We start from the raw sequence: 13,558 nt of genomic DNA, 5'->3' as shown, positions 1-13,558 counted from the left end.
CTGTTTTCCGGTTTTCTTTTGTTAAAAATGCTTATTCATGATCAAGTCTTTTCTTATAAATGCTGATAACCTTCTTCATTGCCTCCTGGCCAGGAGCTCCGATGGTCATTCGTTTCTCTACACATGTTTTTAAACTGATGGCCTCGTAAATATCCTCCTCAAATACAGGGCTGATGTCCTTATATTCTTCCAGAGTCATATCATCAAGAGCAATTCCTTTTTCAATGCAGAAAAGCACAAGCTGTCCCACAACTCCATGGGCATCCCGGAAAGCCACTCCCTTGTTCACCAGATAATCGGCCGCATCCGTCGCATTGGTAAAGCCGTTTTTAGCGCTTTTCTCCATCACATCCCTTCGGAAAGTCATGGAAGAAATCATGCCTGAAAACAGAGCCAGACAGCCTTTTACCGTATCAATGGCATCAAAGGTCAGCTCCTTATCCTCCTGCATGTCCTTATTATAGGCCAGAGGAGTTCCCTTCATGGTAGTGAGCAGCGCCATCAAGGCACCGTAAACCCGGCCTGTCTTGCCGCGGATCAGCTCTGCAATATCCGGATTTTTTTTCTGAGGCATGATGCTGCTTCCCGTGCTGTAGGAATCGTCGATTTCCACAAAGCGGTATTCATTGGTATTCCAGATGATGATTTCCTCACAGAATCTGCTCAAATGCATGGCTATAGTGGAAAGGGCGCTTAACAGCTCAATCAGATAATCCCTGTCAGCCACAGAGTCCATGCTGTTAAGAGTCGGCCCGTCAAAGCCAAGGAGCTCTGCCGTATATTCCCGGTCCAGGGGATAGGTAGTTCCTGCCAGGGCACCGGAGCCGAGAGGACAGTAGTTCATCCTCTTTCTGATATCCTGAAGGCGGGTCAGATCCCGGTAAAACATTTCAAAATAAGCGCCAAGGTGATGAGCCAAGGTAATTGGCTGTGCCTTTTGCAAGTGGGTGAAGCCAGGCATATAGGTGTCTAAATGCTCCTCCATCAGCTTTAAAAGTTCCTTCAACAGTCCGTTTACCAACTGGTCAAGCTCAGAAATTTCATCTCTCGTGTATAACTTCATATCAAGGGCCACCTGATCGTTGCGGCTGCGCCCGGTGTGAAGGCGTTTTCCAGCCTCTCCCACACGCTCAGTAAGGACTGCTTCCACAAAAGAGTGGATATCCTCATGCTCCGAAGTGATGACCAGGGCTCCGCTTTCCAAATCAGCCCTGATGCCTAAAAGTCCTTCTACAATCACATCCTGGTCTTCTGCTGTCAGAATTCCCTGCTTTGCCAGCATCTTCACATGGGCAATGCTGCCTTCAATATCCTGATGGTAAAACTTCTGGTCAAATGATATGGATGCATTAAAATTGTGAACCAGTTGGTTGGTTTCTTTCGTGAAGCGTCCGCCCCATAATTTCATAATTAAATCTCCTCTTTCCGTTATTGTATTGAATGGCTGCGCATGGGCTTATGCTTCTTCTCCCGCATTGCAAAAATTCCGGCAAGGGCCAGCAAAGTGAAAATGCTGGCGGCTGTGATCATTGCTCCGGTCTTTAAGCCCTCAGGCATGTATTGTAAAGAAATTTCATGGAACCCGGAAGACACATGAACGCTTAAAAACGTATCAAATATCTTATAAGGCTCCGCCTCTTTTCCATCCACCAGAATGGTCCAGCCCTTGTCATAGGGAATGCTTAAAAACAGCAGTCCTGCCCGCTCCGCCTCCACAGTTCCCCATATCCGGGTATCTGTCTGCTCAGTTAAGTTTAAAGGACTCGTATTTAATATGCCATGAACCGCTTCCAGGCCCTCAGGCAGGAACCGGTAGACCTCTGCCACCAGATCCTGGTCATTGTCATCATTTCGCAGGGTAATTTCTTCGCCTGAGTTCAAATATCCCAGCTCCAGCAAATATCCCCGGTTTACATTGTCAAAGTTTTTGGTCTTCTCCCCTATGAGGACAGTCACCTTTTCCACCTTTTTGTTGCTGACGTACACATAATACTCCCCAGCCTCTTCGGGCGTAAAGGACAGGCTCTTTCCGGTGATATCAGCGGTTACTTCCTCAAGCACAGAGCCGGCTCCCAAAATCACTGCCAAATCGTTCTGAACCTCTGCCGGATTGGACAGCTCCAGACGCCAGTTGCCTTCCAGGTCATAGGGAACCATAAAGCCCAAAGGAAGGGCATAAGAATTTTCCTTAAGATACATATCATCTTTTTCAGAAACCAGAACCGAAGTTCCGGTATCCTCTGTGCTTTCCGAATACAATCCATACCGGACTGCCAGTAAGGAATCTACCAGAGGTGTGCTTCCCGTAATGCTGTAGGCATTGGTGGAACTTTCGCAGCCCAGCTTTTTAAAGAATTCAGACAAATCCGAATTGGCTGTAGAAGAAAATAATGACACTGTGGGAATGTTCAGCCATGCCCCGTCATTTTTTGTCTTCCGGCTTACCTTTTCCACCCGGTAAAAAGGCAGTTCAGGCAATCCCTCCATAAGCTCTCTGGAGGCCTGGTTGTCCCTTATATAGCTGGTCCTGCTTGTGGTGGTCACGCTGGTTACCGTGGTGTTTACCGCCGCCTCCAGGGCCACCAGACCCAGAGTCAGGAGTATGAGCATATTCCTGCCGTGCCCCTTCTGGTATAGATTGATCAGCCCGCCATAAGCAAATAGAAGGATAATCGCCCCATAGAAAAGAGAAAAATGGTAAGCCTCATCATCAATCAGCTTCTCAGCCATAAGAACAAAGGACACCGAAGCGAACAGAGCCAGTACAACATGCCTCCAGGGAATCTGATCTAAATGAATGTAAGCCTGATACCCGGCCAGCAGCATGAGAAAAATATAAATAAAGGACTGTCTGCAGGGAAGGCTGTTTGGAAAGTGAAATCCATGCCAGATAAAATTCAGTACATTGACCGAAAAGCTGGCAAAGAAAAACAGCAAAAGCCCGCACATCACAATTTTTTCTCTCCGCCTGATCTGGCGGCATCCCAGATACAGGAGGAAAAACAGCAAAATTCCGGTTCCGCAGTAGATATTAGGCCAATGATCCAGCCCGATTTCCGTTTCCACCGCCGGAAGATGTCTGGCAATCATGTCAAAGATGGAGAAATAAGAACTGACTGTCTGAGGAAAATTAAAATCTCCCGAGGCCGTGGACTGAAGGGCATAAATTTCCGGAAGCAGCACCACAGCCGCAAGTCCTCCTGCCAGCAGGGAAAACAGGGTGAAATGCCAAATATGGGTAAAGAATTCCTTCCACGGTTTTCTCCCCTCCAGAATGAGAAGGCATCCGAAATAAAACACCATATAAATACATATCATAATCGATATATAATAGTTGGACAAAATTGACAGCCCAAGAGTGATGCAATATAAAAAGCACTTTTTTTCCTTTACAAGCCTCTCCAGCCCCAGCACAATGAGGGGAAAGAGAAGGAGGCAGTCCAGCCACATGATATTCCAGCTATAGGCCGCCATATATCCGGACAATGCATAAAAAATACCAAAATATGCAATTCCAAAATCACTGGTTTTATTATGCTTTCGCAGATACCATGCAAAGGAAAGACCGCTCAGCCCGATTTTAAACACGATCATATAAGTCATAAACTCTATGACGTAATTTTTCGGACAGAGGATGATCAGCCAGTTTAAAGGACTTGCCAGGTAATAGGCGTAAAGGGCTGCAAAATTCACTCCCATGCCCATATTCCAGCTATAGAGCAGGCTTCCACCCTGAGTCAGCTTGTGGCGGAATTCTGAGAAAAAGGGAGCATACTGGTGGTACATATCGGTTCTAAGAAAGCTTTCTTCTCCAAAGGGAAATATTCCTCTCTGGGCAAATATGATGATCATAATGACCACTGGAACCAAAAAAGCAGCGATCAGCCCGTCACAAGGCCTGACAAGCACGGGTGAGGCAGTGTTTCCCTCCTCATCCCCTGTCTCTTCCTGATTCTGTCTTTCTTCTGAAACTTCTATATACCCGTCTTCCGGTTCTGTCTCATCTTCCTGTAAAATCTCAAAAAAATCAGCCTCCGGGTTCCCGTTTTCTGCTTTCAAGTCCCCGGCTTCTGTTATGTCTTCTTTTTCATCTGTCGTCATCTTAAGCATATCCTCTAGCTCTTTCGAAATTTTTGCAATCTCGTCATTGAGTTCCATTTTGCTTACCTCTCTTTACAGGGGTCTTTCTCATGTTTCCGGAATATGAAAAGCTTACTGAATACATAATTAGCAATCACAACAACTACGGACACCAGCACCTTGCTTCCATATTCATTCCAACTGAGCCAGGAAACCATGATTACCATAAAGACCATCTCCATGATGCCGGACAATATCCTGCATGCAGTAAAAGAAACAGCCTCCTTCGCAATAATCCCCGGATGCAGGTCATAGCTTTGAAAAACAAAGATTTTATTTACAAGAAAAGCAAACAGAACCGATACCGCCCAGGCCACTGCCGTTGCAATCCGGTAATCTGTGCCGGACTTCACCATCAGGCTGTAAACCACCCAGTTTACCGCCGTTGTCAGCACGCCGAATATTAAATAGGAAATGACTTCACGGTTCATCAGCCTGTCCCATATTTTTTTAATCATCATCCATTCTCCTGTAAAGCCGCACCTTCAAGATATTTTCTCTATTGTATTATAAGGATGGAAAAATGTAAAGAAATTCAGGGGTCTTCTACTTCTTTTCGGCCAGAAACTGCTCCGCTCCCTCAGAATAATGGACCTCTCCATCCTTTGTAATAAACACGGCATACACATCCTCTAAAGAATTTGCCAGCTCGATTCCCTTTTCCAGTCCCAGGGAAAAGAGGGTGGTGGATAAACCGTCCCCATCAACAGACAAAGTGGAAAGAATGGTCACTGAAACCAGTCCGTTGTCATAAGGATATCCGCTTTTGGGGTCTAAAAGATGGTGGTAATTGACCCCATCCTTTTCGAAATGACGCTCGTATACACCTGAGGATACCACCGACAAATCCCGGATATCCAGAATTTCTATGGTTTCATTCCGGTCTGCATAAGGCTTTTGAAGCCCGATCTTAAAGGCCTCTCCGTCAGGCTTTTCTCCCACACATAGCACATTGCCTCCTAAATTGATCACTGCACTTTTCACTCCCTTTTCCAGGAGATAATCCTTGATTCTGTCCGCAATATAGCCTTTGGCTATTGCACCGAAATCAAGGGTTGTTTCCGGAGATAAAAATGTGAGGGTATTTCCCTCCAGCTTTAAATTCTCATATCCCACCTTGGCCGCTGCCTGCCTGATTTCATCATCTCCGGGGATTACAGGATCAGAGGAGGTAAAGTCCCATAAGGAAGATAAAGGCTCTACGGTCACATCAAAGCCGCCATCTGACATCCGGGAATAAGAAATCCCCCTGGAAACCAGGTTTGCCACATCCTGGGATACGGTCACGGTCTGTTCTCCCAAAGGCCTGTGATTCAGCCGGTAGACCTCGCTTCCCTCCAAAGTCTTACTGAGAATATTTTCATAAGAACGGCACAGCTCCAGGCTGCCCTCTAAAATTTCCGGATCATCCTTATCATAAATGGTCACAGTCACAAAGGTATTCAGCATATAGCCGGACTTGCTGATAGGTTCTATCTTCCGCTGACAGCCTGTAAGCAGCAGAAGCACACCGACAATTAAAATAACCGCTCTCTTTCCCTTCATGCAATGTCCTCCAGCCTTTGTATGGCTTCTTTGGCATGGTCCACCAGAAGCCTTCGCACGCCCTCCAGCTCTCCCATTCCTTTTAAGCGGCAGACTACTTCATAGCCCTCCGCTTCCAACTGGCTTTTCCAGGAATCCTCATCCTCTCCTGCCATATCATTATGGGCATGGTCCCCGCAGACGATCATAAGGGGCTGCAGCACTGCCCGGCTGAAATCCGTTTTCTTCACGTCTTCCTTTACCTGATCAAAGGCCGGCTCCGCCTCTACAGTTCCCACATGATGCCTGTTATAGCCCTTATCCTCAAAAACCCGGTTCAGACGCTCATAAACCTCATTGGCCTCATGCTCTGTACCGTGGCCCATCCATATGATCTTCGTTTCCTCGGAATCATATTCCTTTGTATCTTCATTTAAAATATCAGCAAGCCTCTGGTAATCCTCTTCCCCAGAAAGCAGAGGCCTTCCGCATACAACCTGCTTAAACCGCCCTTCATATTCCCGGACTGCTGCCAGCATAAGGTCATTTTCCTCCCCTCCCATAACCAGGGTAGGCTGTACGATGACCCGTTCAAAGCCCTCACCAGCCAGCTTTTCCAAAGCCTCAGACACATTGTCAATATATATGCTATCCCGTTTTTTCAAAATATTGATGATGATTCCGCTGGTAAAGGCACGGCGATGCTCAAAATCCGGAAAGGCTTCCTTTATATCCGCCTCAATTGCCTCAATGGTTTTCATTCTGCTCTCATGATAAGTGGTTCCAAAGCTAACCGCCAAAATTGCCTGTTTCATCTTTAAAATCCCTTTCTTCCGTTTTCCTGAATAACATATCATAGATGAAAATTGCTGTCAAATCTCTTTTTACGAACTATGGGTGCAAAACCGGAAAGGTTCTGCACCCATAGCGCACATTGCATTCAGTTTTTGGAGGTTATTTAGAAGTCTACCTCTTTATCATAGTAACAACAGGTCAGCAGTTTCTCCATCTCAGGGGCCGTAATGGGCCTTGGGTTGGAGCCGGTGCATGCATCACCTACTGCCAGCTCTGCTACTGACTTTAATTTATCATTGAACTCAGCTTCGTCAATGATACCGCCTTCATATTCCTTAATGCAGGCAGGAATATCCAGCTTTTCGTTCATGGAGCGGAGTTCTGCAATCAGTGCATCAACCAGCTCCTCATCATTATTTCCCTTTAATCCTATAAAAGCAGCGATTTCCCCATAACGCTTTGCGGCCTCGGGAACTCTGGAATTAAACTTGATTACTTTAGGAAGATACATGGCATTGGCACATCCGTGGACAATATGTCCTCCAGAATAAGCAGCACCTGTCTTATGGGCCATGGAGTGGACAATTCCCAAAAGAGCATTGGAAAATGCCATTCCGGCCAGACACTGGGCATTGTGCATACGGGCACGTGCTTCCTGATCTCCGTTATAGGAATCCAGCAAATCATTATGTATCATTTTGATGGCATGAAGGGCAAGAGGATCGGTATAATCACAGTGAAGAGTGGATACATATGCTTCCACTGCATGAGTTATGGCATCCATGCCTGTATGGGCTGTCAGCTTGGGAGGCATTGTCTCAGCCAGCTCAGGATCTACAATAGCCACATCCGGAGTGATATTAAAATCTGCCAGAGGATACTTGATTCCTTTGTTATAATCCGTAATCACACTGAATGCCGTTACCTCGGTAGCTGTACCGGAAGTGGAAGGGATTGCACAAAATCTTGCTTTCGTCCTCAGAGTAGGAAAATTAAAGGGAATGCACAAATCCTCAAATGTGGTATCCGGATACTCGTAAAATGCCCACATGGCTTTTGCCGCATCAATAGGAGAACCTCCGCCGATGGAAACAATCCAGTCAGGCTCAAATTGGCGCATCATTTCAGCACCCTTCATCACGGTTTCCACACTGGGGTCAGGCTCAACACCTTCAAAAAGCTGAACCTCGATCCCGGCCTCCTTTAAGTAAGCCTCCACCCGGTCCAGAAATCCAAAGCGTTTCATGGAGCCGCCTCCGACTACCACAATCGCTCTTTTTCCCTTTAAATCTTTCAGTGCTTCTAAAGCTCCCTTTCCATGATACAAATCTCTCGGTAATGTAAATCTGGCCATTTCAAAACCCTCCTTATGAATTCCCTGTTGTTCTATCCCCTATTATAGTTCAGACAAGCACGGAAAACAAAGGTAAAAAAATATATATCAGTATATAAATACTGATATATATTTAACATTCTACTTTTTCACATGTTTTTCGTTACCTTTTTCAGTTCGCCCAGAAACTCTCTGTCCCAAGCCGTAAGGGAATACCCCTTCCGGTAAATGAGAACATCACGGAATATCCTGCTGCTCTTTTTACACCTTCTCTCCACCAGATGAAACTTAGAAAGGGCCTCCTGAGGCACGGGAGATGTCCACATATAAGCATCAGAGACATGGCTTAAAAGGTTGAGCTGACTTTCCCTGTCAAAGACATAGATCCGTTTTAAAGATTCGGGACTTTCTTTTTCCCTGCTCCATTCCTCGCTGTATTCCAGTCCATCCTCGCCCTGGGCAATTTCCGTATAGGGCATTAAGTCTGCTTCCTCAACATCTTCTTTTTCTGCAAGAGGATGGCCCTGAGAGAAAAGAAGCCTGAGCTCATATTCAAAAACCGTTTCCGCTGCAAGTCCCTTTTCCCATATTTTTCTGGCATGGAACTTTTCTGAACATACCGGATACTGGATAACTCCCAGGTTATACTCTCCTGATTCCACTTCTTTTAATGTGTTTTCAGTGCTGGTTTCCCGCAGCCACACATTCATGGGCTCCTGGCTTCCCAGATTCTGAATAACCCTGGAAAATGCAAGGCTTAAGTAACTGGACCTGGGCATGGAAACAGAAAAATTTACACCTTCCAGCTCATCCGGCTTATATAAGTGTTCCATCTCCTCAATCTGAATCAGAACATTTCTGGCCTGTTCCAGGAAAACTCTGCCCCTGGAGGTGGGAACCATGCCTTTGGGTGTTCTTTTAAAAATCGGTGCACCCAGACCTTCCTCCAGGCTTCTTATGGCCTTGCTTAAATTGGGCTGATCCATGGAGAGGCTGGCTGCGGCTCTGGTAATGGAGCCGGTTCGCTGTACTTCCAGGGCATATTGCAACAATACGGTATTCACTCTTCTCCTCCTTTGTTACATCCTGCCTTCTTTACCTTCCAGAGGGTCTTCTCTTTGTCCTGCGGGCAAATTCACCTTATCCGCTTCATAAAGATATTTGGATAATGCTGCCAGGGATACCGCCATATTTTCATTCTGAACCAGCACATGATCAGGTACCGACAAATGGATGGGGGCAAAATTCCAGATGGCCTTTACACCTCCATTTACGAGACGGTCACAAACCTCCTGGGCACTGTCTTTAGGAACCGTAATAATTCCTATATGAATATTCATTCTCCGGCACAGATTTTCCAGCTTTTCCAAAGGCAGAATCATTTTCCCTCCCACCTTTGTATCCACCTTTCTTCCATCGGAATCAAAGGCCATGACAATTTCAATGCCGTACTGGTCAAAACCCTTATAAGACAGCAAAGCCTTTCCTAAGTGTCCCACTCCCACCAAAACCGCCTGATTGGCATTGTGAAACCCCAGAAACTCTTCGATATCCCCGATTAAATCCTTAACCAGATATCCCATCTTAGGCTTTCCCGCCGTTCTTGCCACCATTGCCAGATCCTTTCGCACCTGAACTTCGTTAAGCTTAAGCTCCAGGGCAATGGCCGGTGATGATATGGTCTCCGTTCCTTCCCTGTTTTTCTGCTCCAGGTAGTGATGATAGACCGGGAGGCGTTCCAGCGTCTTTCTGGAAATGCCTCCCACCATATGTTTCTTTTCTTCCATAATAGATACGTCCCCCCGTCTTTTCTTTAAAACCTCAAGCTGCGGCACCGGTTAAAGGCCGCAAAAATCTCCTGTCTTCTGGGAAGAGCCAGGTTGGAAGGAAGTCCTTCCCCCTTTCCCAGGGAAATGAGCCCATGGCTGAAAACCTGCTTTTCCAGTTCATCTACGATCTGAACCAGGGTTTTCTTTCTGTCTATCAAATGCTCTGCACCATATTTGAGAAAATATCCCAGGGCCGTGATCTGCTCGGACTCTGCAAGCTGTTCCACAAAGCGCAGATCCACCACCTCCCGGTCAATCTGAAGGCTGTCCTGCCCCAGAACCTTCATTTTAGAACGTCCGTCCTTTCCTCCCGTAGAAAGTCCGGCAGGAATCCGGCAAAACCTCACCTCAGGCAGAGGCAGGGAGGAAACCTTATCTCCATAGTCCCCGGCCGCTTTTTTAGCCTGTTCTGTAATGTCTTTAGGCACATAGGAGTCCATCTGAATAATATAATCCGCCACATGAAAATAAGCTCCCGAACTTCCTGCAACCAGAATGGTAGAAATCCCCTGCTGCTCATAAAGCCCTCTTACTCTCTCAATAAAAGGAGTAATCGGCTCCTTTTCCCGGCTTACCACCTGCTGCATCAACCTGTCCCTCACCATGAAATTGGTGGCACTGGTATCCTCATCAAGCAAAAATACCTTGGCTCCGCTTTCCATGGCCTCCACCGTACCGGCAGCCTGGGAGGTGCTTCCGCTGGCATCCTGGGTACAGAAACGGACCGTATCCCGTTTATCAGGAAGATCCTTGATAAAAAGGGAAATATCCACCTCTTGAATGCTTCTCCCATCCTCTGCTCTCAGCTTGACAGCCGAAGCATCGGTGATTACAAGCTCCCTTCCATCTCCCAGGATATGATTATAAACGCCCCACTGCAAGGCCTCTAATAGCGTGGTTTTTCCATGGTATCCGCCTCCCACAATCAGGGTGACGCCCTTTGGAATGCCCATTCCCTTTATTCTTCCCCTGTTGGGAAGATCCATCTCCACCTCCATGGAAGCCGGAGACTGGAAAGGCACTGCCTTTTCCAACGGTCTTTTGGAAACACCGGATTTTCTGGGAAGAACAGAGCCGTTCGCGACAAAGGCTGCCAAATCTCTGGCAGCAATCTGCCTTCTGATTTCTTCCTGATCCTCAGAAAGCTTTCGAACCTCTTCAATCCTCAGCTTTTCTGCTGACGGATATTTTCCGTAAAAACAGGTTTCTGCTGCGCAGGAGGGAAGAAAATCAAAAAGAATCTTAATCAGTTCCCCGGAGTTAATAGTCCTTCCGTTAGCTGGAAATCCAACCTCCAGCCGGATTACCAGCCCCCCGTCTTTTTCCCTGACAGAGCAAGCCGTCCGTTCTAAAATCTCCTGTCCGGGGCAGCTTACAGAAAGGAGCCCGCTTTTTCCGGAGCCCTTTGCCTTAAAATTAAACTGCTCTGTCCTTTTTCCAAACCGTCTCAGCAGATGGTCTTCCAATGCAATCCTCTTGTGGTATTGGTCATAGGCGGATAAGGGAAAATCCGCCTTTTTTCCTTCTACATGAATACTGATTCTGGAAGGAGAGGCAAAGGGATCTCCCTGCACATGGTCAATGGAAAGGATATAATCGGGAAAACGGTATTCTCCCTTGGCCCCTTTGTAAGCCGGGTACCCCTTCCTGTCTATGGAGCGAAGAAATTGTCTTAAATCTTCAGCCGTTTTCACGCGTTCTACCCCCTTTTTCCTTCTTCCTTTCCCGTTTCATTCAGATCGGTAATAAGCATGGCATCTCCGAAGCTGAAAAAACGGTATCTCTCTTTCACTGCCTCATCATAGGCATGAAGAACAGCCTCCCGCCCTGCCAGGGCTGAAACCAGCATTACCAGGGTGGATTCGGGCAGATGGAAGTTGGTGATCAGGCTGTCCAAAACCTTAAAACGGTATCCCGGGTAAATAAATATCTCCGTCCATCCGGTTCCCGCCTTTAAGGTGCCATCTTCTGTGGAGGCTGATTCCACGGTCCGGCAGCTTGTGGTTCCCACGCAGATGATCCTTCCGCCCTGCTTTTTAGCATCATTGACCTTCTTAGCCTCTTCCTCTTCCACCACATAAAACTCTGAATGCATATGGTGATTCTCAATTTCATCCACCTTTACCGGGCGGAAGGTTCCGAGCCCCACATGAAGAGTCACCCGGGCGATGGAGACTCCCATGCCCTCAATCTGCTCCAAAAGCTCCTTTGTAAAATGCAGTCCTGCCGTGGGAGCTGCTGCAGAGCCCTCATGCTTTGCATATACGGTCTGATAGCGGTTTTTATCCTGAAGCTGGTGGGTGATATAGGGAGGCAGGGGCATCTGTCCCAAGCGATCCAGAATCTCTTCAAATATTCCTTCGTAAGAAAACTGAATCAGACGGTTCCCTTCCTCTGCAATCTCTATTACAGTACCTTTTAAAAGCCCGTCCCCAAAGGAAATCACAGTTCCCACTTTTGCCTTTTTCCCAGGCTTTACAAGGGTTTCCCAGACATCGTTTTCTCTTCTCTTTAACAGAAGTATTTCAATCTTTGCCTCTGTTCCTTCTTTCACACCAAACAGCCGGGCCGGTATTACTTTCGTATCATTAATAACCAGACAATCCCCTTTCTTTAAATAAGAAAGAACATCTCTGAAATGCTTATGCTCCAGCTCTCCGGTATTCTTATCCAATACCAGAAGCCTGGAAGCAGAACGGTCCTCTAAAGGGTCCTGGGCAATCAACTCCTGGGGTAAATCAAAATAAAAGTCTCTAACGTTCATAAAGCAATTCTCTCCTTTGCCAAAAATGCTCCTCTGCACGGTGCCACGCAGAGAAGCATGTGTTTTACATATTGTCCGGCTGACTGCCTGACTCTGTATCTTCTGTCTCGTTTGTTTCTTCTATCTCATCTGTTCCTTCAGTTTCATCTGTTTCTTCAATTTCATCTGTCAGAGTATGATAAACAGCCAGAAGGTTTTCATCCGATTTTAAGGCCTTTTCAAGGCTTTCGTTTACCTCTTTTGCCATGGCCTGAACAGCCTCAGACTGGTTTGCTTCTTCCATATACTTAGACTGGGCCTGATTCACATCTCCCACCAGATAATAAGTTCCATCCTCAGCGGTTTTTGCATAGCACAAAATCAAGCTGGGTGCCAGGGTATCTGCCTGACGGAACATGATATCAAATTTTGCATAGACCAGATAATCCCCTTCTTCTACTCCGGGAACCGTATAACAGATCAGATTCTCAAAGCCCCGGTAGAATTTTACTTCCTCTTCCATTCTGGCAATCTGCTCATTGATCTGTTCCTGGGAATAGGTCCCTCCGTATACCTCATTTAAAAGCTCCGGATCACAGGTTTTTCTGGCTTTAAAATAAGCCTCCATTAAATCATGAATCTCCGGTATAGTCTCCTCCTGCAGGGTAAAATCCACTGTTGCAGGCTCCTGGGCTGTGCCTTCTCCGTCTTCATCTCCCGGCGGCAATGCCTCAGACCCTGTTCCCACGTTCTCCACCGTTCCCTGTTCCGGCCCGGATTTATCCAGCACAATTATGACAGCGATCAATAAAACCGCTGCCAGTGGAATGGCCAGAAATTTCAGAAAACGCCTGTTTTCTGCTGTCAATTTTTTATTCCATTTTTCTAATAAGTCCTTCATACAGGCTCATCCTCCCGGGACATCAATCTCCATACATTCTAACAAAAAAACAAACAAAAATCAACAAATAACTCTTGCGCTTTAAAACAATCTATAGTAGAATGTAAAAGATGCATCTGTAGCTCAGTGGATAGAGCAGTGGCCTCCGGAGCTGCGTGCGTAGGTTCGATTCCTATCAGATGCATGATAAAAAACGGCACAATACTGAAAATGTATCAGTATTAAGCCGTTTTCTTGTTTTAATCCTAAAATATTCTCATTCCTTTAAGACCCTTTTTCACAGTCAAAAACAG

Annotated in this window: 11 protein-coding genes and 1 tRNA gene; 1 reads left to right on the top strand and 11 read right to left on the bottom strand. The window is 46.4% G+C overall.

What is annotated here, in order from left to right; translation table 11 throughout:
* Positions 1–31: 31 nt before the first annotated feature.
* The 11 genes from argH to V7M78_RS01920 form a co-directional block, all read right to left on the bottom strand.
* Positions 32–1,408, bottom strand: coding sequence for an argininosuccinate lyase (argH, locus tag V7M78_RS01970; protein ID WP_333645878.1), 1,377 nt, complete (start codon positions 1,406–1,408; stop codon positions 32–34).
* A gap of 20 nt (positions 1,409–1,428) precedes the next feature.
* Positions 1,429–4,158, bottom strand: coding sequence for a YfhO family protein (locus V7M78_RS01965; protein WP_333645876.1), 2,730 nt, complete (start codon positions 4,156–4,158; stop codon positions 1,429–1,431).
* Between the two features lie 5 nt (positions 4,159–4,163).
* On the bottom strand, positions 4,164–4,601 hold the full coding sequence (locus tag V7M78_RS01960) for a GtrA family protein (protein WP_333645874.1): 438 nt from the start codon (positions 4,599–4,601) through the stop codon (positions 4,164–4,166).
* 85 nt (positions 4,602–4,686) lie between these two features.
* Positions 4,687–5,685: an FAD:protein FMN transferase gene (locus tag V7M78_RS01955; RefSeq protein WP_333645872.1), complete on the bottom strand. Its 999-nt coding sequence runs from the start codon at positions 5,683–5,685 to the stop codon at positions 4,687–4,689.
* Complete coding sequence (locus V7M78_RS01950; protein WP_333645870.1) at positions 5,682–6,479, bottom strand: sirohydrochlorin cobaltochelatase; 798 nt, start codon at positions 6,477–6,479, stop codon at positions 5,682–5,684. The genes V7M78_RS01955 and V7M78_RS01950 overlap by 4 nt, the downstream gene beginning before the upstream one ends.
* A 143-nt stretch (positions 6,480–6,622) precedes the next feature.
* Complete coding sequence (locus V7M78_RS01945; RefSeq protein WP_333645868.1) at positions 6,623–7,813, bottom strand: iron-containing alcohol dehydrogenase; 1,191 nt, start codon at positions 7,811–7,813, stop codon at positions 6,623–6,625.
* Between the two features lie 128 nt (positions 7,814–7,941).
* Positions 7,942–8,856 (bottom strand): LysR family transcriptional regulator, encoded by a 915-nt coding sequence (locus V7M78_RS01940; protein WP_333645866.1) that lies wholly within the window; start codon positions 8,854–8,856, stop codon positions 7,942–7,944.
* Between the two features lie 15 nt (positions 8,857–8,871).
* Entirely contained in the window at positions 8,872–9,579 is a 708-nt protein-coding gene (locus tag V7M78_RS01935) for a redox-sensing transcriptional repressor Rex (protein WP_333645864.1), read from the bottom strand.
* A gap of 26 nt (positions 9,580–9,605) precedes the next feature.
* Positions 9,606–11,315 (bottom strand): ABC-ATPase domain-containing protein, encoded by a 1,710-nt coding sequence (locus tag V7M78_RS01930; protein WP_333645863.1) that lies wholly within the window; start codon positions 11,313–11,315, stop codon positions 9,606–9,608.
* 5 nt (positions 11,316–11,320) lie between these two features.
* The gene (gene queA / locus V7M78_RS01925) at positions 11,321–12,385 is read right to left on the bottom strand and encodes a tRNA preQ1(34) S-adenosylmethionine ribosyltransferase-isomerase QueA (RefSeq protein WP_333645862.1); all 1,065 of its coding nucleotides are present in this window, start codon (positions 12,383–12,385) and stop codon (positions 11,321–11,323) included.
* Positions 12,386–12,449: 64 nt separating this feature from the next.
* A complete protein-coding gene (locus V7M78_RS01920) occupies positions 12,450–13,265 on the bottom strand; it encodes a hypothetical protein (protein WP_333645861.1) in 816 nt (271 codons plus the stop codon).
* 112 nt (positions 13,266–13,377) lie between these two features.
* On the opposite strand from V7M78_RS01920, the gene V7M78_RS01915 reads away from it, so the two are divergent.
* Positions 13,378–13,449: transfer RNA gene (locus V7M78_RS01915), tRNA-Arg, on the top strand.
* Positions 13,450–13,558: the final 109 nt, after the last annotated feature.

The sequence above is a fragment of the Lacrimispora sp. genome (assembly GCF_036758025.1).
In the GTDB taxonomy this organism is placed as follows: Bacteria; Bacillota; Clostridia; order Lachnospirales; family Lachnospiraceae; genus Lacrimispora.
This window is presented reverse-complemented; position numbering and strand designations above follow the sequence as displayed.